Genomic DNA, 21,913 nt, shown 5'->3' with positions numbered 1-21,913 from the left:
TTATGTTTTATTTTGTCATTAATTAAACATAGCGATAGCTTGAGTTGGTTCAACGTATTCCAAGTCAAAGCTTTCTGCTACTTCTTTACATGTTACTTTTCCGTGAATAACGTTTAGACCTTCAAGGAAGCCTTTGTCTTCTAGAAGTGCTTCGCGGTAGCCTTTATTTGCTAACTTCACGATGTATGGAAGCGTAGCGTTGTTGAGTGCAAATGTTGAAGTGCGAGCAACTGCGCCAGGCATATTTGCTACACAGTAGTGAACCACTTCATCAACGATGTAAGTTGGATCTGCGTGAGTTGTCGCGTGTGAAGTTTCGAAACAACCGCCTTGGTCAATTGCCACGTCAACCACTGCTGCACCAGGCTTCATCTTAGCAATGTGCTCTTTAGTGACCAGTTTAGGTGCTGCTGCGCCAGGAATTAGAACGGCACCGATAACAAGGTCCGCTTCTAGAACATGCTTCTCGATAGCGTCTTCAGTAGAATAAACCACTTTTGCGCGACCTTGGAATTCTTCGTCAAGCTTACGAAGTGTGTCTACGTTACGGTCTAGAATGGTGACGTCAGCGCGAAGGCCAACCGCCATACGAGCAGCGTTTGCACCAACAACGCCACCACCAACGATAACGACTTTTGCAGGTTCAACACCAGGTACGCCGCCTAGGAGCAGACCACGACCGCCGTGCGATTTTTCCAACGTTTGCGCACCAGCTTGGATAGACATCCGACCTGCCACTTCTGACATTGGTGCTAACAGTGGCAAACGACCCATATTATCTGTTACAGTCTCATAGGCTATACAGACAGCTTTGCTCTTGATTAGCTCATCAGTTTGTGGAAAATCTGGTGCTAGGTGTAAATAAGTAAATAAAATTTGCCCTTCGCGGAGCATTGCTCTCTCTACTGCTTGGGGTTCTTTTACTTTTACAATCATGTCTGCTTGCGCAAATACGTCAGCAGCATGAGGGAGAATGGATGCGCCGACAGCGATGTAATCATCGTCTGAAAAACCAATGCCGGCACCTGCATTGGTCTCAACTAAAACTTGGTGACCATGTGAGATGAGTTCTCTCACGCTAGCTGGGATCATACCAACACGATATTCGTGATTCTTGATTTCCTTAGGTACGCCAATGATCATCCTGTATCCTCTTTCTATAATGGTTGTATTAACTGTTAGTAGGGTGTTATTGTCGAATTAATAACTAGTATAGTTATAGATTTGTAAAATTTGGCACCAAATATTAAAAAGTTGTAGTATATTTTTTTGCAAGGAAGTAATAAGGTGGAATAAAAAATGGCAGACAACTATAAAAAGCCGTCCAAGGAACTAGACCGTATCGACCGCAACATTCTTAATGAGCTGCAGAAAGACGGTCGTATTTCAAACGTTGAGCTTTCAAAACGTGTGGGACTTTCTCCAACGCCATGTTTGGAGCGTGTACGTCGCTTAGAGCGTCAGGGTTATATCACAGGGTATACTGCATTATTGAATCCGCAGTTCCTGGATGCATCACTATTAGTATTCGTTGAGATTACGCTAAACCGTGGTGCGCCGGATGTGTTTGAGCAGTTTAACTCAGCTGTTCAAAAGCTAGACGACATACAAGAGTGTCATCTTGTTTCAGGTGACTTTGACTATCTTCTTAAAACCCGTGTATCAGATATGGGTGCTTACCGCCGACTATTGGGCGATACGTTACTACGTCTACCTGGCGTAAATGACACTCGCACATACGTTGTTATGGAAGAAGTGAAACAATCTAACCAGCTTGTGATCAAAACTCGTTAATTTCTTGCAAAGAAAGCGGTATATGCTTCCGCTTTCGCCAGAGAGTAATTGGGTTTTTCTCCTTGATATGGTTAAATCAATTTACCGAGCGGCTTGATGCCGCTCGGAATGTTTTGCAATTTCCTATTTCATTTCCATATTCAAGTTGATTTATGTTCAAAGAGAACGCAAAGAAAGTCGAAACCATTATCAAAACCAGTGAAGAGCCCCAGTCTTCACGCTTAAATGGCTTCCAACGCTTAAAAGAGTGCTGCTTTATCGTTGGCGTTCTTAGCTCGGTATTGCTTGCGGTTGCACTATTTACCTTCAGTCCGGCCGATCCTTCTTGGTCCCAAACCGCATGGGGAGGGGATATCGATAATGCTGGTGGCCTTTTCGGCGCTTGGCTAGCCGATACTCTATTCTTCACATTTGGCTCTCTCGCTTACCCAATCCCTTTCTTGCTAGCGGCGGCTGCATGGGTGATTTGCCGTAAACGAGGAGAAGATGAGCCAATTGATTTCATGCTATGGGGTACAAGGCTGCTCGGTCTTGTCGTCCTTATTATGACCAGTTGCGGTCTTGCCGATATTAATTTTGATGACATTTGGTATTTTTCATCCGGAGGTGTGGTCGGGGATGTGTTGTCTAGCCTCGCTTTACCTACATTGAATGTACTCGGTACCACATTGGTACTGCTGTTCTTGTGGGGAGCGGGCTTTACGCTCTTCACTGGCATCTCATGGCTTAACATCGTGGAATGGCTTGGTGATCGTGCGTTAGCACTAATTGCCGCGCTTGCAAATAAGGCAAGAGGTTCAGAGCAGGAAGTTTTAGAACCTCAGCTTGATGAGTTTGTAGAAGATAAAGTCTCTACGCCTAAACATAATGTAGACCATGAAATTGATGATGAGCCGCTTCCTCATTTAACGGCGTACGATGTCGATGAACCGAAAGAGCCGGCGCCAGCGCATGAGTATCCTATTTATATGCCGCAAGCTAAACCTGATAAGCCTGCGGAACAGGCGATGGTAGAACCGACGCCACCACAACGCAAGGCTACGGTTAATGCTGCGCCAGTTTATTCTGAACCTGAGCCTCAAATACAACCTATCCATACGGTTAACACGGATAACGTTGATCCGCTCTTGGAACGCACCAAGCAACTGAATGTTACGATAGAAGAGCTTGAAGCAGCGGCGCAACAAGCAGATGACTGGGGAACTGAAGAACAGGCAGCCCCATCATTTGCAGACACTTACTCTTCCTATGTAGAGCCACATACAGCTACAGAAGAACCGATCAGTGTTGAACCAGATTATGCGGAGTACGAACAATTTGAAGCAGAGCAAGTACAGCAGCCAAGTATTGAGCATCCTGTACATGAAGAGCCTGCAATTGATTCTGCTGTATTAGATAGCATCACGGCGCAAACGGAATCGAGCCAACATATTGAGCCTACGATCTCTGACTTTGATGTGTTAGATGATGAAGACGAAGTGGAGTCTCAGCCTGCGCAGCAAGTACAGCCAACAACGCCTCATCAGCAAGTTGCAACACCTTCAACAACATTTGAACCTGCACCTCAAAAAGTGGAGGTAGAAGAGGCCCAAGACAACGACCAAGACGTTACCGCATTCCAAGATATGGTTTCCAATGCGCAAGCCAAAGTCGCTGCAACACAAAACCCATTTTTGGTACAGAAAGAAGAAAACTTGCCAGTTCCGGAAGAGCCACTCCCAACGCTCGAGTTGCTTTATCATCCAGAAAAACGTGAAAACTTTATCGACCGTGATGCGTTAGAGCAGGTCGCTCGATTGGTAGAGAGCAAACTCGCTGACTACAAAATCAAAGCCGATGTGGTTGGTATTTATCCTGGTCCAGTGATCACTCGTTTTGAGCTTGATTTGGCGCCGGGGGTGAAAGTAAGTCGTATTTCTGGTCTTTCAACTGACTTAGCGCGTGCATTGTCTGCGATGGCGGTACGTGTCGTGGAAGTAATCCCTGGCAAGCCTTACATCGGTTTGGAACTGCCAAACATGAGTCGTCAGACGGTCTATTTATCTGATGTCATCAGTAGCCCTCAGTTTGAGCAAGCAACGTCACCAACAACGGTTGTGTTAGGTCAAGACATTGCGGGCGAAGCTGTGGTGGCAGATCTTGCGAAGATGCCACACGTGCTAGTAGCAGGTACAACAGGTTCTGGTAAGTCGGTAGGTGTGAACGTGATGATTTTGAGCATGCTGTATAAAGCTGGCCCAGAAGATGTACGCTTCATCATGATTGACCCGAAAATGCTAGAGCTTTCTATTTATGAAGGTATCCCTCATCTTCTTTCTGAAGTTGTGACTGATATGAAAGACGCATCAAATGCTCTACGTTGGTGTGTGGGCGAGATGGAACGTCGTTACAAATTGATGTCGGCATTAGGTGTACGTAATGTGAAGGGCTTCAACGAAAAATTGAAGATGGCAGCAGAAGCGGGCCACCCAATCCATGACCCGTTCTGGCAAGAAGGCGACAGCATGGATACTGAACCGCCATTGCTAGAAAAGCTGCCTTACATCGTCGTTGTTGTTGACGAATTTGCTGACCTAATGATGGTGGTAGGTAAGAAAGTTGAAGAACTGATTGCTCGCTTGGCGCAAAAAGCGCGTGCGGCAGGTATTCACTTAATTCTTGCGACTCAGCGTCCATCGGTTGATGTTATTACTGGTCTAATTAAAGCGAACATTCCAACTCGTGTTGCGTTTACGGTATCGACTAAAACGGACTCTCGTACAATCCTAGATCAAGGCGGCGCAGAATCACTACTTGGTATGGGTGATATGTTGTATCTACCGCCGGGGTCAAGTCATACAACTCGTGTTCACGGTGCATTTGCATCAGATGATGATGTTCATGCTGTTGTAAACAACTGGAAAGCGCGTGGTAAACCGAACTACATTGAAGAGATCATCAGTGGAGATCAAACTCCAGAAAGTCTATTGCCAGGTGAGCAAATGGAAGCGGATGAAGATGTAGACCCGCTCTTCGATCAAGTTGTTGAGCACGTGGTTCAATCACGTCGAGGTTCGGTTTCCGGTGTTCAGCGCCGATTTAAGATAGGTTACAACCGTGCCGCCCGTATTGTAGAGCAGCTTGAGGCGCAGGGCATCGTAAGTGCTCCGGGTCATAACGGTAACCGTGAAGTACTGGCACCTGCGCCACCAAAAGATTAATGAACTTGTGTTACTCACCTCAGTCCAACTGAGGTGAGTGGTTCTAATAATAGGTATCTGAATGAAAAAACTATTTTCAGCGAAACTTTTCTCCGCGCTTGTTTTAAGCTTTTCCCTCTTCTCTACTGCACACGCAGCGTCTCCTAAAGATGAATTAAACAAACGCCTTTCTATGAATGATGGCTTTAGTGCAGATTTCTCTCAGCAGGTTATCAGCCCTGAAGGCGAAACGGTTATGGAAGGAGAAGGTACGGTTGAAATCGCTCGCCCAAGCCTGTTCCGTTGGAGTACAACATTCCCTGATGAGAACCTATTGGTCTCTGACGGTAAGACATTGTGGTACTACAGCCCATTCATCGAGCAAGTGAGCATCTACTGGCAAGAGCAAGCAACAGAGCAAACGCCATTTGTTTTGCTAACGCGTAACCGAGCAAGTGATTGGAATAACTACAAAATATCTCAAAAAGGTGACCAGTTCACTCTCATTCCTACCGCAGTAGACTCCACACAAGGTCAATTCCAGATTAATATTGATGCCAAAGGTGTCGTGAAAGGCTTCAACGTGGTTGAGCAAGACGGTCAAAAAGGTTTGTTCACCTTTAACAACGTGAAGCTGGGTAAACCAAAAGCAGACAGATTCACATTCACAATTCCAAAAGGTGTGGATGTGGATGACCAAAGGAATTAATTGGTAGTGAGTAATTACACATTAGATTTCTCGGGGGACGAAGATTTTCGTCCCCTTGCTGCTCGTATGAGACCGGAAACAATCGAGCAATACATTGGACAGCAGCACATTTTAGGCCCTGGTAAGCCACTGCGCCGTGCGCTAGAGGCGGGTCACATTCACTCTATGATCCTTTGGGGACCACCAGGCACAGGCAAAACGACATTAGCGGAAGTGGCTGCAAACTACGCCAATGCTGAAGTAGAGCGTGTGTCTGCCGTAACGTCTGGTGTGAAAGAAATCCGTGCTGCAATCGAGAAAGCACGTGAGAACAAAATGGCGGGTCGCCGCACCATCTTATTTGTGGATGAGGTGCATCGCTTCAACAAATCTCAACAAGACGCGTTTTTACCGCATATCGAAGATGGCACGGTTACCTTTATTGGTGCGACGACAGAAAACCCATCGTTTGAGTTAAACAACGCATTGCTGTCACGTGCACGTGTCTACAAGCTAACGTCTCTCGATAAAGATGAAATCTCACTGGCGCTGAATCAAGCGATCAGTGACAAAGAGCGTGGCTTGGGCAATACACCCGCACATTTCGCTGATAACGTATTAGACCGCCTAGCAGAACTGGTCAACGGTGATGCTCGCATGTCTCTCAATTATCTTGAGCTGCTCTACGACATGGCAGAAGATAATGCGCAAGGTGAAAAAGAGATCACGCTTAAGTTGCTGGCTGAAGTGGCAGGGGAGAAAGTCTCTCGCTTCGATAACAAAGGTGATATCTGGTATGACTTAATCTCTGCGGTCCACAAATCCATTCGTGGCTCTAACCCAGATGCGGCGCTTTACTGGGCTGCACGTATGATTGCTGCGGGTTGTGATCCTCTTTATATTGCCCGTCGATTACTTGCGATAGCATCGGAAGATGTCGGCAATGCGGACCCTAGAGCCATGCAAGTGGCACTCTCCGCGTGGGACTGTTTTACACGCGTTGGTCCAGCAGAAGGTGAACGTGCGATTGCTCAAGCTATTGTTTATCTCGCGTGCGCTCCAAAGAGTAATGCCGTTTACGTTGCTTGGAAACAAGCGCTAACGGACGCTCATAACTTACCTGAATATGAAGTGCCGCATCACCTTCGAAATGCGCCAACCAGTTTGATGAAAGACATGGGTTATGGGGCTGAGTATCGTTATGCTCACGATGAGCCTGGTGCTTACGCAGCCGGTGAGCAATATTTGCCGCCTGAAATGGGCGATCGTAGGTACTATCAGCCGACAAATCGTGGTCTAGAGACCAAAATCGGCGAAAAGTTAGATTACTTGGCTACTTTAGACGCAAATAGCCCACAAAAGCGCTATGAAAAGTAGGCGTTTTTGGATACATTTGTTCAGTAAATTTTTTTAACGCGTACGCTTGGAAAGTGCGCGTGATTTCACAACAAAAAGCATAGGATTAACAATGCTGGATTCTAAATTACTTCGTACAGAGCTGGATGAAACAGCTGCTAAACTGGCGCGTCGTGGCTTTAAGCTAGACGTAGATACTATTCGTAAACTTGAAGAACAACGTAAGTCCATTCAAGTAGAAGTAGAAAATTTACAATCCACGCGTAACTCCATCTCCAAGCAAATCGGCCAAAAAATGGCGGCTGGCGACAAAGAAGGCGCAGAAGAGATCAAGAAACAAATCGGTACGCTAGGTAGCGATCTTGATGCGAAGAAAGTTGAACTTGAGCAAGTAATGGCTCAACTAGACGAATTCACGCTTTCTGTACCAAACATCCCAGCAGATGAAGTGCCAGATGGCAAAGATGAAAACGACAACGTTGAAATCTCTCGTTGGGGTGAGCCAAAGTCTTACGACTTCGAACTGAAAGATCACGTTGACCTAGGCGAAATGGGCGACGGTCTAGACTTCGCAAGTGCAGTTAAGATCACTGGCGCACGTTTCATCGTGATGAAAGGCCAATTCGCTCGTCTACACCGTGCAATCGCTCAGTTTATGCTAGATCTTCACACTGAAGAGCACGGCTACACAGAAATGTACGTACCTTACCTAGTAAACTCTGACAGCCTATTCGGTACTGGTCAGCTTCCTAAGTTTGGTAAAGATCTTTTCCACACTGAGCCGCTAGTAGAAAAAGTAAACGACGAAGAGCCACGTAAACTGTCTCTAATCCCTACTGCAGAAGTACCTGTAACGAACCTAGTTCGTGACACGATTTCTGACGAAGCGGATCTACCAATTAAGATGACAGCGCACACGCCATGTTTCCGCTCAGAAGCAGGTTCTTACGGTCGTGATACTCGTGGTCTGATCCGTATGCACCAGTTCGACAAAGTTGAGCTAGTACAAATCACTAAGCCAGAAGATTCAATGAACGCACTAGAAGAGCTAACAGGTCACGCTGAGAAAGTTCTACAACTTCTTGAGCTTCCTTACCGTAAAGTGGTTCTATGTACAGGTGACATGGGCTTTGGCGCTCGTAAGACTTACGACCTAGAAGTTTGGGTTCCTGCTCAAGAAACTTACCGTGAGATCTCTTCATGTTCTAACATGTGGGACTTCCAAGCTCGTCGTATGCAAGCGCGTTTCCGTCGTAAAGGCGAGAAGAAACCTGAACTTGTACACACGCTAAACGGTTCTGGTCTTGCTGTAGGTCGTACAATGGTTGCTATCCTAGAAAACAACCAAGAAGCAGACGGCCGCATTGCAATCCCTACAGTACTTCAGAAGTACATGGCAGGCGCAACGCACATCGGTTAACTCATTAACCACTAGAACACCAAAACCCAGCCTCAGTGCTGGGTTTTTTGTTATCTGCGTCGAGTGAAAATACGTTGTTATGTAAATATTGGATGAGGTATTGCATAGTTGACCTAAATTATTGAAAACAATTCTTAATGATATTTTTCTAAGCTTTATTGGGCATGACAATCTCCTCCAAAATTTAAAAAGGAGGTACTTTCATGGCTTCAATAAGAATAAGCGGCTCTGTTGGCTTGGGTGGTAAAAATGTGGATGTTGATATTCGTACGGTACAAAGGTCTATTAACCAATTGCTTGGTTCTTTAAAGGGAGTAAAGGAGCTTAAAGTGGATGGGAAACTAGGCTCTAGACCGGAAAACTCCAAGACTGTCGCCGCAATTAAAGCTTTTCAGAAAAACCTTGTTGGGATGGCTCGTCCAGATGGAAGGATAGATGTGAATGGAAGAAGCCATCGTAAGCTAAATGAGTATTTAAAACGAACACCTGAGACTGCGGTGGCATATACGTTACCCTTGGTTGGCTCAAGAGATGCGTTGACGGACTTGGATTATAGCAAAGTAGCTGAAACTCTTGGATGCGAAGTCGCTGCTATTAAAGCTGTAGCTGAAGTTGAGAGCCGAGGAGAAGCCTACTTTAGCAATGGTAAGCCAAAGATTTTGTTTGAGGCTCATATATTTTCGAGACTCACTTCAAGAGCCTACGATAACAGTCATCCGAGTATTTCAAGTCGGCATTGGAATCGAAGTCTGTACGTTGGTGGTATCTCAGAATACGTACGTTTAAATAAAGCGATTGAACTGAATTCAAATGCAGCAATCCGCTCCGCATCTTGGGGACGTTTCCAAATTATGGGCTTTAATTTCAAGTTAGCTGGTCATGTTACCGCTGAATCCTTTGTTAAAGCTGTATTCGAGTCGGAGAAGAAACAACTTGAGGCTTTTGTTACGTTTATCCAAAAGTCTGGCTTAGGTGAACATATAAGAGATAAAAATTGGGCTGCCTTTGCTCGTGGTTACAATGGTTCTGAGTATCAGAAAAATCAATACGACGTCAAATTAGAAAAGGCTTACAAAAAATATGCTTCGATTAAAAATGCTGCGTAACATTTCTTTGCTTGGACTTATTTTTAGTTCATCTGCTTGTGCTTCCAGCCACACTAATACTGCGCTATTTAAGTGTGATGTTTCACATCCTAACCGTCTAGAAATATCAATAGAAAATATAAACAGTCAGGTTCTACTGTCGGAGCTTAATTTAGGGGGGAGCAGTATTGAAAGAACCTTAGTTATAAAGGACTTTAAATTAGACCAGTATCATCGAGCGTTGGTAGATGAGAAGTCACTGGAATTTAGTATTGGTGAGCGCGTCATATTAGTCAGTGAGTACTTTAGCGAGGAGTTTGGTGAGGTAGAGAAGATACTCAGTGTTACTTTGAGAGAGCCTGAGCAAACGCAGTACTTTGAATGTGAGGAAGGGAGTATGAGTAACCTTGCATTGCTTTTCCATGAGAGCGCCGAATAATCGATTACAGAGTAATTATTACTAAAACGTAATAGTGTTTTCGTATTTACCTTAATTATCTTGTTATTTGTAATCGATATAATCATCCACCTTACCACGGTAAGTAGATTTTCTCATTCAAGTAACGAGGAGGGCTTATGGCCGTAGGGTGGGCCAATGACGATAGCGTCAGCCAACAAATTCAAAACACAATAGACGACGAGATTTCCCGTGTTCGTGGCAGTATCGCAAGGGGTGAAAGCGCCCATTATTGCGATGAGTGTGGTGATGAGATCCCAGAAGCACGTCGTTTTGCTATGAAAGGCGTTCGTTTGTGTATCGAATGTCAGTCAACAATCGAATTGGTGTCTCAACGCCAAGCATTGTTCAATAGACGAGCGAGTAAAGACAGTCAACTCCGATAACTTTACTGCTCTAATAAATAACGAGACGGTTTGAGTCTCATACTCAAACCGTTTTCATGTTCAATTGAACTATGAAGCGAAGCAGTCTTTACGTTGTAACGCAGCATCAATCGCATTCACTAACTTTTCAATATCTTCTGGCTTGCTGATGAACGGCGGCATCATATAAATCAGTTTGCCAAATGGACGAATCCACACTCCGTGTTCAACAAACAAGGCTTGGATGGTTTCCATATTCACAGGGCGATACGTCTCCACTACGCCAATGGCACCTAACCAACGGGTGTTTTTTACCAACTCGTGTTCTTCAAGTTTTGGCAGTAACTCAGAAAACAACGCTTCGATTTGTTGGGTTTGCTGTTGCCAGTTACCTTGTTCAATCAATTCCAAACTTGCAGTGGCAACAGCGCAGGCAAGTGGGTTACCCATAAAGGTTGGGCCGTGCATAAAACAGCCTGCATCACCACCACAAACGGTGTCTGCTACGTGTTTGCTCGCCAGGGTCGCAGAGAGGGTCATGTAGCCGCCAGTGAGTGCTTTCCCGACACACAGAATGTCTGGTTGAATGTCTGCATGTTCGCAGGCAAACAACTTACCGGTACGACCAAATCCGGTAGCGATCTCATCTGCAATCAATAACAAGCCGTATTTGTCGCAAAGCCTACGCACGCCTTTGAGAAATTCTGGATGGTAGATGCGCATGCCGCCTGCGCCTTGAACAATAGGTTCTAGGATCACCGCAGCAAGTTCTTGATGGTGCGTATCAATCTTATGCTCGAAGTCAGTAAGAGCTTCTGGATCCCATTCATCCCAATAACCACAAGTTGGGGACTCCGCAAAGATATGTTCAGGTAAAAAGCCTTTGTAGAGAGAGTGCATTGAGTTGTCAGGATCGGTAACCGACATCGCCGCAAACGTATCGCCGTGATAACCGTGTCGCAAAGTAAGAAACTTCGGTCGGCGTTCGCCTTTTGCATGCCAATATTGCAGTGCCATTTTTAAGCTGACTTCTACGGCAACGGAGCCTGAATCGGCAAGGAATACATGTTCAAGATTACTTGGGGCTAGGGATAGCAACTTCTTACACAAACTGATTGCTGGCTGGTGGGTAATCCCGCCAAACATCACGTGAGAGACCTGATCGATTTGCTGGTGAGCGGCTTGATTTAAGTGCGGATGGTTATAGCCGTGGATCGTCGACCACCAAGAAGACATTCCATCGACCAGCTCTGTACCGTCTTCCAGTTTAATGTGAACACCATTTGCCGATGCCACTGGGTAGCAGGTCAGAGGTGTCAATGTCGAAGTGTAAGGATGCCAGATATGCTGGCGGTCGAAGGCGAGATCCATGTGCGATTCCAATAACAATTAAGGTTAAAAAATAAACAGATGTAAACTTTGTTCCTTTGTGTTGTGTTGACAGTTTATCGAGACTCAGTAGACTGTCAACACAACAACAAAAGTGACTAAAGGAATACACGTGGAAGTTCGTCATAACTGGACGCATGCTGAAGTGCGCGATCTCATGGAAAAACCATTCATGGATCTCCTATTCGAAGCGCAGCTTGTACATCGTCAATATCAACAAACCAACCATGTTCAAGTAAGCACGCTTCTGTCGATTAAGACAGGTGCTTGTCCAGAAGATTGTAAGTACTGTCCTCAGAGTGCTCGTTACACCACAGACATCGAGAAAGAGCGTCTGATGGAAGTAGAACGCGTACTCGATGCTGCGCAAAAAGCCAAAAATGCTGGTTCTACTCGATTCTGTATGGGCGCAGCATGGAAAAATCCAAAAGAGCGTGACATGCCGCATTTGACCGACATGATCAAAGGCGTGAAGGGCATGGGTTTAGAAACGTGTATGACATTAGGCATGTTGACACCAGATCAAGCAAAACAACTGGCAACCGCAGGTTTGGATTACTACAACCACAACCTAGATACGTCTCCTGAATTTTACGGCAACATCATTACCACACGTACTTATCAAGACCGTTTAGATACTTTGTCTCATGTTCGTGATGCTGGCATGAAGATCTGTTCCGGTGGCATCATCGGTATGGGTGAAAGTGCTAACGACCGAGCAGGTTTGTTGGTTGAATTAGCTAACTTGCCAGTGCATCCTGAAAGTGTGCCAATCAACATGCTGGTTAAGGTGAAAGGCACACCACTGGAAGAGGTGGACGATGTTGAGCCATTCGATTTCATTCGCTTGATTGCGATTGCGCGCATCATGATGCCTCAATCAGCGGTTCGTCTATCGGCTGGCCGTGAAAACATGAACGAACAAATGCAAGCGCTGTGTTTTATGGCGGGTGCAAACTCAGTCTTCTATGGCTGCAAACTTCTGACGACTCCAAATCCTTCTGAAGATAAGGACATGATGCTGTTCAATAAGCTCGGTATTAACAGCCAAGAGGTGTCTCAAAAGCCTGATGAAATCGAAGAAAACGAGTTACTCGATCGCGTCGTAGAGCGCGTTGCTGCCCGTCCGACAAAAGACGACCTTTTCTACGATGCCAGCGTTTAAATCTCGTATCGAGTCCGCCCTTGCTGAGCGTAAAACGCAAGGGTTGAATCGTTCTATGAATGTGGTGTTTGCCGGTAACCAGTCCGTTTTGGAACACGAAGGTAGACGCTACATTAATTTCTCAAGTAATGATTATTTGGGATTGGCTAATGACCAAGCGCTTGTTCGGGCTTGGCAGCAAGGTTTAAGCGTATATGGTAGTGGCAGTGGAGCATCACCGATGGTGACTGGCTTTAGTGCCGCGCACAGCAATTTAGAAGCCGCACTGACCGAATGGTTGGGTTACGACAGAGCAATTCTGTTTGGTTCTGGATTCAGTGCTAATCAAGCCTTGTTGTTCACCTTGTTGGAAAAATCAGACGTATTGATCCAAGACCGTTTGAACCATGCCTCACTGATGGAAGCGGGGGCGTTGTCACCAGCTAAGATGAAGCGCTTCAAACACAATGACATCGAGCACCTAAAGTCGCTGATTAATAGCGAAGACAACCATCTAGTTGTGACTGAAGGGGTATTCAGCATGGACGGCGACTGTGCGCCGCTTAGCGATATAGCTGAAGTCACTCGTAGTCATGATGCTTGGTTTGCTGTCGATGACGCTCATGGTATTGGCGTTCTTGGTCAATCCGGTGGTGGTTCTTGCGAGTTGGCAACGGTTAAACCCGAGATACTGATCGTTACTTTCGGCAAAGCGTTTGGTATGTCTGGCGCGGCTATTTTATGTGACCACGCAACGGGAGACTTTTTGACTCAGTTTGCTCGTCACCATGTGTATTCCACAGCGATGCCTCCGGCACAAGCCTACGCGCTCACGCATGCGGTTTCTATGGTTCAAGAGCAGTCTTGGCGACGTGAAAAGCTCTCTGAGCTTAGTGAAGTGTATCGAGATAGCCTTAGCGACCTTGAGGGGTTTGTTGAGACTCAAACTTCGATTAAGCCCTTTTTGATTGGTGAATCTGAATTGGCTTTGCGAGTAGCAGGTGCTTGTCGCCAAAACGGTATTTGGGTGACTGCTATTCGCCCTCCGACGGTGCCTAAAGGAACGTCTCGTCTTCGAATCACACTCACTGCCAATCACACTAATGAACAAGTTAAAACGCTTTCAATCGCATTGAAGCAAGCATTAGGAGCGCTGTAATGGATAATGCAACTACCGCATTAGCGCAAACGCTCGCGTTAGAGAGTTTCCATCAAGATAAAGACGCGATTGCCTCTTCGTTTGGTAAAGCAGCAGAAACATACGATAAACATGCGGCTTTTCAACGTGATGTCGGGCATCAGCTGCTTGATAAACTTCCTGAAAACTTGACGGGAAAACGTGTATTGGATTTAGGTTGTGGCACGGGTTATTTCTCCCAACTACTTCAACAACGCGGTGCGGAAGTAGTCTGCGGCGATATCTCTCAAGCCATGTTAGATAAAGCAGAGCAGCGTTGTGGTGCAGTACGAATGCACTACCAAGTTGCTGATGCTGAAAACTTACCATTTGACGATGATAGCTTCGATTATGTGTTTTCAAGTTTAGCGCTGCAATGGTGTACAGATTTAAGTTACCCACTAAAAGAAGTGCGCCGCGTGCTAAAAAATGGTGGGAAAGCGTGGTTCTCTACACTGGTTGATGGATCACTGTATGAGCTGCGTGCATCATGGGAAAAAATTGATGCATATCAACACGTCAATAACTTTCTAACGCTCAATCAGGTAAAAATTGCGTTAGCGCAATCTCGATGTGACAGCCATCAACTAGACTTGACCACCATCACAGTTTGGTACGACTCTGCATTTTCAGTTATGCGTGACCTCAAAGGTATAGGTGCAAATCACGTAAGCGGGCGCTCACACGGTTTAACTAGTCGCGAGACTTTGTTAAAAGTTGAGCATGCGTACCAAGCGTTTAAAAACGATCAAGGTCTTCTACCTGCAAGTTATCAGGTTTGTTTTGGAGTAATACATCTATGATTGATGCTTTTTTTATTGCTGGTACGGATACTGATGTTGGAAAGACGGTAGCGTCTAAAGCCATTTTGCAAGCGATCGCCGCAAAAGGACTAAACACTATTGGTTATAAGCCAGTGGCAGCAGGGAGTGACAAGACTGAAGCCGGATGGCGTAACTCTGATGCTTTACACTTACAAGACGCCGCAACACTCGATGTGGCCTATGATGATGTGAACCCATACGCTTTAGAGTTGCCTGCTTCTCCCCACATTGCAGCGAAGCATGAACATGTCGAAATAAGTTACGATGTTCTGAGTCAAAAACTGGCTCAACATAAGCAGCAAGCCGATGTTGTTCTCGTTGAAGGTGCTGGAGGCTGGCGTGTGCCAGTATCCGATACGGACTGTTTATCTACATGGGTAAAAGAAGAGCAGTTACCTGTTGTACTGGTGGTTGGCATTAAATTAGGCTGTTTGAGCCACGCTTTACTCACAGCAGAGAGTATTAAAGCGGATGGTTTGAATCTTGTTGGCTGGGTGGCAAACCGCGTCAACCCAGGCACAGAGCACTACGCTGACATTATCGAGATGCTAGAAGCACGTATCGATGCACCTAAGCTTGGGGAAATTCCATATATTCCAAGTGCTAAACGTAAAGAGCTAGGCAAGTACATTAATGTAGAGCCGTTGCTAAACACTGACTAATGGTGTTTAGGGTAAAAGACTAAAAAACCAAAGGGCTGCGCAATGCAGCCCTTTCTTGTTGGTGTAACCTAAAAAGTCAGATTACTTATCTTGGCTGAGCCCCATCAATGCTTGTTGTGTTTCTGCAACACGCTGAGACATATGATGATCGGTTGAAATACCAAGTTGTTGCTTTGCCTCGTCCTCTGAGATGCCTAGGTGACAACGCAGTAAATCAATAGCCATTTGATAGTCGTTAGTTTCTACCATGGTTTTTCCCTCAATACATGGAGTTTTTGAGCTCACCCAATGCACTTTTTGCAATGTACTTAGAGTGGCTCTGTTTTGTTCATCTCATTCGAATTTAGCATGTCCATGTAGCCGCACAATAAGACCAAAGTCTATAGCAGAGCTAACGTACTGTTTTTGGTCTATTAAAAAATTTCTAGCTAAGTTGCTAAGAGGTGATAGATTTAACACCAAGATCATCTATCAATAGATGATGGGTAGCTCAGAGCTTATTTTATCATTTTGATAAATGTATATGAACGGAGGTTCCGGCTCCTACCAAAGCATGTTTTGAAATCGCTTGAATCAAATATTTCAGTCCCGAAAACAAATGTTGCAATTTATTGCTTAACCTTGTTTTTATCGCGGATAGACTATATCTATAACGCACGGAACATGAAAATCAACGGAATTGGCTTTTATAGCGATTACCATTTGTTCCTTATAACAATCCGTTTTAAAAAAACGATAAGCTTCCTCGGAGAAAAGTAATGAAGCGAATTATGTTATTCCTAGCAACTAACCTAGCTGTCGTGCTAGTGCTTAGTGTTGTTCTGAATATTGTTTACGCTGTAACTGGAATGCAACCAGGCAGTCTGTCAGGTTTACTTGTAATGGCTGCTGTATTTGGTTTTGGTGGCGCATTTATTTCGTTGATGATGTCAAAGGGTATGGCGCTACGCTCGGTTGGTGGTATGGTCATTGAAAGCCCGCGCAACGAAACGGAGCATTGGTTAGTCGAAACTGTGGGTCGTCAAGCTCAACAAGTGGGTATTGGTATGCCAACGGTGGCTATTTATGATTCACCAGATATCAATGCATTTGCGACAGGTGCAAAACGAGATGACTCTCTTGTCGCCGTTTCTACTGGTCTTTTACACAATATGACTCGTGATGAGGCAGAGGCAGTACTTGCACACGAAGTGAGCCATATTGCAAATGGTGATATGGTCACGATGACGTTGATGCAAGGTGTCGTGAACACGTTTGTTATCTTCCTATCACGCTTTATTGCCAATATCGTGGCATCGAACGATGATGAAGAAGGCCAAGGTACAAATATGATGGTTTACTTTGGCGTATCCATGGTGCTTGAACTGGTATTTGGTTTCCTAGCTAGCTTCTTGACTATGTGGTACAGCCGTCATCGCGAATTCCACGCGGACGCAGGTGCTGCGCGCCTCGTTGGCAAAGAAAAAATGATTGCGGCTCTAGAGCGTTTGAAGGTGAGTCATGAATCTCAACTGGATGGCACCATGATGGCGTTTGGTATCAATGGCAAGCAGTCGCTGACTGAGCTATTAATGAGCCACCCTCCGCTAGATAAACGTATTGCAGCGTTGCGAGGCCAGCAATACTAATTGTTCCTACTTAAATAATTGTTAATCTGCTGAAAAGGCTTGGTTTTGACCAAGCCTTTTTTTTCGCCGATTGATCGCGTGCGAACTTCATCACGTACTACTTACAGAAATAAAGTTATACAAAATTATTTTTGTACAACTTTGGTGGAATGAACTATCTTGTACATATAATAATTTTGTACAACTTAATGGGCGTGTAGGAGTAAAAAATGGACATACAGTCTGTTGGCAATATCTATCAAAAGCTCAACAAAGCGAACTTACATCTGCTTAAGGATATATATCACCAAGATGTAGTATTTGAGGACGCAGCGCATCGTTTAGAAGGATGGCCAGCACTTTCGGATTATTTCACCTCATTATATGCCAACGTCATCAGTTGTGATTTTGTAATCCATGAGCATCAACAAGTCGGAGATACAGGCTTCCTAACTTGGACAATGGACCTTCAGCATCCCAAACTTCAGAAGGGTGCGCCTATTCTCGTCAATGGTGTTTCGCACCTCAAATTTAGCGAAGGTCAGGTCATTTATCACCGAGACTATTTTGATCTCGGAGAGATGCTCTATGAGCATTTACCGTTACTTGGTTCAGTCGTTAAAACCATCAAGCAGAGGTTAGGACAATGAACAACACCATTTTAATCACAGGCGCCACCTCCGGAATAGGAAGACAGCTTGCCCTAGATTACGCGACCTCAGAATGGAATGTGATTGCTTGTGGTCGGAATCAAGATGTTCTTGCAGAACTGGAGGCAGTTTCTGCCAAAATTCATACATTGCAGTTTGATGTGACAAATTATGAGGAAACTCAGCAGGCGCTCTCTAATTTGCCCTTTACGCCAAACACATGGGTTTTTAACGCAGGCGATTGTGAGTACATGGATGAGGGAGTGGTCGACGCGAAACTCATGGCGCGTGTGATGAACGTAAATGTTGTCGGTGTTGCCAACTGCGTTGAAGGCTGCCAAGTACATTTAGAGAGAGGGCACCGCATTGTTATTGTTGGCTCTATCGCATCAGAAGTGGCACTGCCTCGTGCAGAAGCTTACGGCGCATCCAAAGCGGCAGTCAGTTATTTTGCACGCACGCTCGCCGTCGACTTGAAAAAGAAAGGGATCAAAGTGGTAACGGTGTTTCCTGGTTTTGTTGAAACGCCGTTGACTGACAAAAACGACTTCGAAATGCCAATGATCATTTCTACTCAGCAAGCGTCGGACTCTATCAGGAAGCAGTTAGCCGCCAACAAGACCTATATCTATTTCCCAGCGAGATTTACCAGTATTTTACGTTTTATCTCGTTACTTCCATACAGTTGGCAAGCTCGCCTAACTGCTAAACTCGTATCATAAGAAGGAATAAAAATGAAAACAGCAGGAAGAAAGAAGATAGCGATTGTGGGAACGGGAATCTCTGGCCTTACTTGTGGTTATTACTTGCATAAAGAACATGATGTAACGCTTTTTGAAGCGAACGATTACATCGGTGGCCATACTGCAACCGTTGATGTGAGCCTTGATGGTAGAGAATACGCGATAGACACTGGGTTCATCGTCTATAACGATCGTACGTACCCTAATTTCATTAAAATGATGAGCGAGATTGGCGTTGAAGGTCTGCCGACTCAAATGAGCTTCAGTGTCAGAAACGATGGGAACGGACTAGAGTACAACGGCCACACAGTGTCGACATTGTTTGCTCAAAAACGTAACTGGGCAAACCCTAAATTTTATCGATTTATCTTCGAGATACTTCGTTTCAATAAACTTGCCAAGCGCTTCGCTAGCGAGCAATCTTCGCACTCTCAGACGTTAGGTGAGTTCCTTGACGAACACAAATTCAGTGCTTTTTTTACCGATAACTACATATTACCGATGGGTGCTGCGATTTGGTCGTCGACTTTAGCTGACATGCGCGCATTCCCTCTTATGTTCTTCTTACGTTTCTTCCTCAACCACGGTCTGCTAGATGTGACTAACCGACCACAATGGTATGTGATTAAAGGTGGTTCACGTTCATACATTCCACCATTGACCAAAGGCTTTGCCGAGAATATTCGTCTTAATAGTCCTGTCGAAAAAGTGGTTCGCAACGAAAAAGGGGGTGGCGTTCAAGTTCGCGGAGAAACGCATTGGTTTGATGACGTTATCTTTGCTTGTCACAGTGATCAAGCAATGAGAATGCTAGAGGATATCAGCCCAATTGAGCAGGAAATCTTGGGGGATATGACATACCAAGCAAATGAAGTTGTTCTTCATACCGACTCTGCCGTACTACCAAAACGTAAGGCAGCATGGGCATCATGGAACTACCTATTGGAAGGCAGTGAAGAGCAACAGCAACGCCTCCCTTCGCTCACTTATAACATGAACATTCTTCAGCATATTCAATCAGAACACACGTTTTGTGTAACGTTGAATAGTACTGAGCAAATTAACTCAAATAAAGTCTTGCGTTCGTTCACTTATCATCATCCAGTATTCACCACTGAGTCTATTGCAGCGCAGCAGCGCAAAAATGAGATACAGGGTAAACAAAGTACCTGGTTCTGCGGCGCTTATTGGTACAACGGTTTTCATGAAGATGGCGTGCGTAGCGCGCTTGATGTTGTGAAAGAACTAGAAGAAAAGTACCGCGAACAAAATGTGGTTCCTTTCGAAAAAGGCGCAGCGTGATATGGATAGCCAAATGAACAGCCGATTGTTTATAGGCAACGTTCGTCACCGTCGATTCACGCCGGTGAATCATGAGTTGAACTACTCTTTATTTATGCCCGCCATTGATGTAGACGAGATCGATGCTTTAGAGAAAAAAGTATGGGGTTTTGGTTCGCGTTGGTGGCATTGGGCTCGCTTCAAGCGCAGTGATTACATTGGTGAAGGTAGCGTCAAGTCGGCAGTGCACAGCAAAATTGAAGAACTGACAGGTGTTCGCTGTACCGGCAAGGTAATCGCAGTCTGTCACTTGCGTTATCTAGGACTTTATTTCAGTCCCGTTAATTTCTACTACGTTTATAACGCGGAAGGAGAATGGAAGTATCTCCTCGCAGAGGTGAGTAACACTCCTTGGAATGAACGACATTACTACGTGGTGTCAGCAGATAAAGAAGAAGAAAAGTTTGGTTGGGAACAAGTTAAAGCATTCCATGTTTCACCATTCAACCCGATTGACCAACTCTACCGCTGGAAAATTAAACCTTTGACAGACAAGTTGAATATTCATCTTGAATGTCACAAAGGAGAGAAACACTTTGATGCCACCATGGTTATGAAAGCCAAGCCACTTTCAAGCAAAACCTTATTGAGGTGTTTGATCGTTACACCAATACAAACGGTAAAAGTAATGGTTGGTATTTATTGGCACGCATTAAAACTTTGGGTGAAAGGCGCACCTTTTTATTCTCATCCTAAATATTCAACGCATGAAGAAATAGAAGCCGATACTGAAAAAACAGACAAAAAAAATAAAAAGCACAAGGAGAATTCTGCATGTTAAATACTAGTTCTATGACATTGCCGCGTAAATTGACGACAACGCAAAAAGCGGCTCGCGGAGTTATTTTTCAATGTCTGCAAAAAATGGAAATCGGCTGTTTAACAGTTATTGAAAGTTTTAAGACGGAAACGACAGAGCGAAGCGAGCGTTTTAGTGCGCCAAATGGGGAGTACAGTGGTCAACCTGTTGTCGCTACTATAGAGGTAAAACATCCAGGCTTTTATTCACGGATCTTGCAGGGCGGCAGTATTGCTGCTGGTGAGGCTTATATGGATGGGTGGTGGGATAGCCCCGATTTAACCTCATTAATGAAACTGATGGCCCTTAACATGCGTGCTCTAGATAAACTCGAAGAGCAAGGCAGTTGGTTGACTAAAATACTGTACAAGTTCAGCCATTGGTCAAACAGAAATTCTGAAGAGAACTCACGTAAAAATATCCATGCGCATTACGACTTGGGTAACAACCTATACGAAGCGTTCCTTGACACCAATATGCTGTACTCGTCGGCGCTTTACAATCATGCGGATGACTCTCTAGAGCAGGCTCAAATCAACAAAATGGATCGTCTATGTCAGCAACTTGAGCTGAAGTCTACCGATCATGTTGTTGAAATTGGCACTGGGTGGGGCGCTATGGCGATTTACATGGCTGAACAATACGGTTGTCAGGTCACCACAACAACGATATCTGAAGAGCAACACGCGTACGCGGAGCAAAAAATCAAAGAGCGTGGCTTAGAAGACAAAATCACTCTACTCAAAGAAGATTACCGAAACCTAACCGGCACTTATGACAAGCTCGTTTCTATTGAAATGATTGAAGCTGTGGGCAAACAATTCCTGCCTTCGTACATTAAGGTCTGTGAGTCTTTATTGAAGTCTGGTGGCTTGATGGCGATTCAAGCGATTACGATTGCCGATCAGCGTTACGATTACTACAGTAACAACGTCGACTTTATCCAAAAGTACATTTTCCCGGGTGGTTTTTTACCGTCGGTAACCTCACTAATCCAAGCAACAACAAAGTACAGTGACTTAGTGACGCGAGACTTGTTCGATATTGGTTTGGACTACGCCAAGACGCTGAACGAATGGCACCTTCGTTTTAATCGAGCAGAGAGTGAAGTGCGCTCGTTTGGCTACGACGACCGCTTTGTGCGTATGTGGCGCTACTATTTGAGCTACTGTGAAGGTGGCTTTTTGGCTCGCACGATCAGTGCAGTTCACATGACGTTTCAACGCCCGTAGT

Annotated in this window: 21 protein-coding genes; 18 read left to right on the top strand and 3 right to left on the bottom strand. The window is 45.0% G+C overall.

The window, feature by feature from the left end; translation table 11 throughout:
* Positions 1-18: 18 nt before the first annotated feature.
* Positions 19-1,143 carry an alanine dehydrogenase gene (ald, locus tag IQP38_RS07015; RefSeq protein WP_005378241.1) on the bottom strand — a complete coding sequence of 375 codons (1,125 nt, stop codon included), beginning with the start codon at positions 1,141-1,143 and terminating at the stop codon, positions 19-21.
* A 156-nt stretch (positions 1,144-1,299) separates the two neighbouring features.
* Here ald and lrp point away from each other — a divergent pair, with 156 nt between their 5' ends.
* The 8 genes from lrp (at position 1,300) to IQP38_RS06975 (ending at position 10,365) form a co-directional block, all read left to right on the top strand.
* Positions 1,300-1,794 (top strand): leucine-responsive transcriptional regulator Lrp, encoded by a 495-nt coding sequence (gene lrp, locus IQP38_RS07010; RefSeq protein ID WP_005378234.1) that lies wholly within the window; start codon positions 1,300-1,302, stop codon positions 1,792-1,794.
* A 152-nt stretch (positions 1,795-1,946) separates the two neighbouring features.
* Complete coding sequence (locus tag IQP38_RS07005) at positions 1,947-4,994, top strand: DNA translocase FtsK (protein WP_017634950.1); 3,048 nt, start codon at positions 1,947-1,949, stop codon at positions 4,992-4,994.
* Between the two features lie 61 nt (positions 4,995-5,055).
* On the top strand, positions 5,056-5,682 hold the full coding sequence (gene lolA / locus IQP38_RS07000) for an outer membrane lipoprotein chaperone LolA (protein ID WP_017634949.1): 627 nt from the start codon (positions 5,056-5,058) through the stop codon (positions 5,680-5,682).
* A complete protein-coding gene (locus tag IQP38_RS06995; protein WP_038889531.1) occupies positions 5,683-7,038 on the top strand; it encodes a replication-associated recombination protein A in 1,356 nt (451 codons plus the stop codon).
* Positions 7,039-7,129: 91 nt separating this feature from the next.
* On the top strand, positions 7,130-8,437 hold the full coding sequence (gene serS, locus IQP38_RS06990; protein ID WP_005437179.1) for a serine--tRNA ligase: 1,308 nt from the start codon (positions 7,130-7,132) through the stop codon (positions 8,435-8,437).
* 203 nt (positions 8,438-8,640) lie between these two features.
* Positions 8,641-9,543: an N-acetylmuramidase domain-containing protein gene (locus IQP38_RS06985; RefSeq protein WP_017634398.1), complete on the top strand. Its 903-nt coding sequence runs from the start codon at positions 8,641-8,643 to the stop codon at positions 9,541-9,543.
* Complete coding sequence (locus tag IQP38_RS06980; RefSeq protein ID WP_031812824.1) at positions 9,533-9,961, top strand: hypothetical protein; 429 nt, start codon at positions 9,533-9,535, stop codon at positions 9,959-9,961. Before IQP38_RS06985 ends, IQP38_RS06980 begins: the two co-directional genes overlap by 11 nt.
* A 137-nt stretch (positions 9,962-10,098) precedes the next feature.
* A complete protein-coding gene (locus tag IQP38_RS06975) occupies positions 10,099-10,365 on the top strand; it encodes a DksA/TraR family C4-type zinc finger protein (protein ID WP_017634396.1) in 267 nt (88 codons plus the stop codon).
* A 69-nt stretch (positions 10,366-10,434) separates the two neighbouring features.
* Here the strand turns inward: IQP38_RS06975 and bioA are convergent, their stop codons facing one another.
* A complete protein-coding gene (bioA, locus tag IQP38_RS06970; RefSeq protein ID WP_054575124.1) occupies positions 10,435-11,715 on the bottom strand; it encodes an adenosylmethionine--8-amino-7-oxononanoate transaminase in 1,281 nt (426 codons plus the stop codon).
* A 130-nt stretch (positions 11,716-11,845) separates the two neighbouring features.
* On the opposite strand from bioA, the gene bioB reads away from it, so the two are divergent.
* The 4 genes from bioB to bioD are packed head-to-tail and all read left to right on the top strand — an operon-like array spanning position 11,846 to position 15,540.
* Complete coding sequence (gene bioB, locus IQP38_RS06965) at positions 11,846-12,898, top strand: biotin synthase BioB (RefSeq protein ID WP_005378222.1); 1,053 nt, start codon at positions 11,846-11,848, stop codon at positions 12,896-12,898.
* The gene (gene bioF, locus IQP38_RS06960; protein WP_017821706.1) at positions 12,885-14,036 is read left to right on the top strand and encodes an 8-amino-7-oxononanoate synthase; all 1,152 of its coding nucleotides are present in this window, start codon (positions 12,885-12,887) and stop codon (positions 14,034-14,036) included. Before bioB ends, bioF begins: the two co-directional genes overlap by 14 nt.
* On the top strand, positions 14,036-14,857 hold the full coding sequence (gene bioC, locus IQP38_RS06955) for a malonyl-ACP O-methyltransferase BioC (protein WP_005388087.1): 822 nt from the start codon (positions 14,036-14,038) through the stop codon (positions 14,855-14,857). Before bioF ends, bioC begins: the two co-directional genes overlap by 1 nt.
* Positions 14,854-15,540 (top strand): dethiobiotin synthase, encoded by a 687-nt coding sequence (bioD, locus tag IQP38_RS06950; RefSeq protein ID WP_005378217.1) that lies wholly within the window; start codon positions 14,854-14,856, stop codon positions 15,538-15,540. The genes bioC and bioD overlap by 4 nt, the downstream gene beginning before the upstream one ends.
* An 81-nt stretch (positions 15,541-15,621) precedes the next feature.
* Here bioD and IQP38_RS06945 read toward each other — a convergent pair whose 3' ends face one another.
* On the bottom strand, positions 15,622-15,789 hold the full coding sequence (locus IQP38_RS06945; RefSeq protein WP_005378215.1) for a hypothetical protein: 168 nt from the start codon (positions 15,787-15,789) through the stop codon (positions 15,622-15,624).
* A 509-nt stretch (positions 15,790-16,298) separates the two neighbouring features.
* Here IQP38_RS06945 and htpX point away from each other — a divergent pair.
* The 6 genes from htpX (at position 16,299) to IQP38_RS06915 (ending at position 21,912) form a co-directional block, all read left to right on the top strand.
* Positions 16,299-17,168, top strand: a complete 870-nt coding sequence (htpX, locus tag IQP38_RS06940) for a protease HtpX (RefSeq protein WP_005388085.1) — start codon at positions 16,299-16,301, stop codon at positions 17,166-17,168.
* A 209-nt stretch (positions 17,169-17,377) separates the two neighbouring features.
* A complete protein-coding gene (locus IQP38_RS06935; RefSeq protein WP_005378211.1) occupies positions 17,378-17,797 on the top strand; it encodes a nuclear transport factor 2 family protein in 420 nt (139 codons plus the stop codon).
* The gene (locus IQP38_RS06930; protein ID WP_017634393.1) at positions 17,794-18,519 is read left to right on the top strand and encodes an SDR family oxidoreductase; all 726 of its coding nucleotides are present in this window, start codon (positions 17,794-17,796) and stop codon (positions 18,517-18,519) included. The genes IQP38_RS06935 and IQP38_RS06930 overlap by 4 nt, the downstream gene beginning before the upstream one ends.
* Before the next feature lie 12 nt (positions 18,520-18,531).
* Positions 18,532-19,842, top strand: a complete 1,311-nt coding sequence (locus IQP38_RS06925) for an NAD(P)/FAD-dependent oxidoreductase (RefSeq protein WP_193837452.1) — start codon at positions 18,532-18,534, stop codon at positions 19,840-19,842.
* A 1-nt stretch (position 19,843) separates the two neighbouring features.
* Positions 19,844-20,662 (top strand): DUF1365 domain-containing protein, encoded by an 819-nt coding sequence (locus tag IQP38_RS06920; protein WP_064368029.1) that lies wholly within the window; start codon positions 19,844-19,846, stop codon positions 20,660-20,662.
* Positions 20,656-21,912: an SAM-dependent methyltransferase gene (locus IQP38_RS06915; protein WP_064368031.1), complete on the top strand. Its 1,257-nt coding sequence runs from the start codon at positions 20,656-20,658 to the stop codon at positions 21,910-21,912. Before IQP38_RS06920 ends, IQP38_RS06915 begins: the two co-directional genes overlap by 7 nt.
* The last annotated feature ends 1 nt before the right edge of the window (position 21,913 follow it).

Origin of the sequence: Vibrio sp. OPT41 (assembly GCF_015163595.1) — a bacterium.
Taxonomy (GTDB): domain Bacteria; phylum Pseudomonadota; class Gammaproteobacteria; order Enterobacterales; family Vibrionaceae; genus Vibrio; species Vibrio alginolyticus.
The sequence above is the reverse complement of the archived record's forward strand: the minus strand, read 5'-3'. Positions and strand labels throughout refer to the sequence as shown.

What these genes read in the sequence shown, in the direction of transcription:
- IQP38_RS07005 (WP_017634950.1), top strand. Translation starts at nt 1,947, where the DNA reads ATGTTCAAAGAGAACGCAAAGAAAGTCGAAACCATTATCAAAACCAGT.
- bioA (WP_054575124.1), bottom strand. Translation starts at nt 11,715, where the DNA reads ATGGATCTCGCCTTCGACCGCCAGCATATCTGGCATCCTTACACTTCG.
- serS (WP_005437179.1), top strand. Translation starts at nt 7,130, where the DNA reads ATGCTGGATTCTAAATTACTTCGTACAGAGCTGGATGAAACAGCTGCT.
- IQP38_RS06915 (WP_064368031.1), top strand. Translation starts at nt 20,656, where the DNA reads ATGTTAAATACTAGTTCTATGACATTGCCGCGTAAATTGACGACAACG.
- IQP38_RS06925 (WP_193837452.1), top strand. Translation starts at nt 18,532, where the DNA reads ATGAAAACAGCAGGAAGAAAGAAGATAGCGATTGTGGGAACGGGAATC.
- ald (WP_005378241.1), bottom strand. Translation starts at nt 1,143, where the DNA reads ATGATCATTGGCGTACCTAAGGAAATCAAGAATCACGAATATCGTGTT.
- IQP38_RS06920 (WP_064368029.1), top strand. Translation starts at nt 19,844, where the DNA reads ATGGATAGCCAAATGAACAGCCGATTGTTTATAGGCAACGTTCGTCAC.
- htpX (WP_005388085.1), top strand. Translation starts at nt 16,299, where the DNA reads ATGAAGCGAATTATGTTATTCCTAGCAACTAACCTAGCTGTCGTGCTA.
- IQP38_RS06945 (WP_005378215.1), bottom strand. Translation starts at nt 15,789, where the DNA reads ATGGTAGAAACTAACGACTATCAAATGGCTATTGATTTACTGCGTTGT.
- bioD (WP_005378217.1), top strand. Translation starts at nt 14,854, where the DNA reads ATGATTGATGCTTTTTTTATTGCTGGTACGGATACTGATGTTGGAAAG.
- IQP38_RS06930 (WP_017634393.1), top strand. Translation starts at nt 17,794, where the DNA reads ATGAACAACACCATTTTAATCACAGGCGCCACCTCCGGAATAGGAAGA.
- lrp (WP_005378234.1), top strand. Translation starts at nt 1,300, where the DNA reads ATGGCAGACAACTATAAAAAGCCGTCCAAGGAACTAGACCGTATCGAC.
- bioF (WP_017821706.1), top strand. Translation starts at nt 12,885, where the DNA reads ATGCCAGCGTTTAAATCTCGTATCGAGTCCGCCCTTGCTGAGCGTAAA.
- bioC (WP_005388087.1), top strand. Translation starts at nt 14,036, where the DNA reads ATGGATAATGCAACTACCGCATTAGCGCAAACGCTCGCGTTAGAGAGT.
- IQP38_RS06975 (WP_017634396.1), top strand. Translation starts at nt 10,099, where the DNA reads ATGGCCGTAGGGTGGGCCAATGACGATAGCGTCAGCCAACAAATTCAA.
- IQP38_RS06980 (WP_031812824.1), top strand. Translation starts at nt 9,533, where the DNA reads ATGCTGCGTAACATTTCTTTGCTTGGACTTATTTTTAGTTCATCTGCT.
- IQP38_RS06935 (WP_005378211.1), top strand. Translation starts at nt 17,378, where the DNA reads ATGGACATACAGTCTGTTGGCAATATCTATCAAAAGCTCAACAAAGCG.
- lolA (WP_017634949.1), top strand. Translation starts at nt 5,056, where the DNA reads ATGAAAAAACTATTTTCAGCGAAACTTTTCTCCGCGCTTGTTTTAAGC.
- IQP38_RS06985 (WP_017634398.1), top strand. Translation starts at nt 8,641, where the DNA reads ATGGCTTCAATAAGAATAAGCGGCTCTGTTGGCTTGGGTGGTAAAAAT.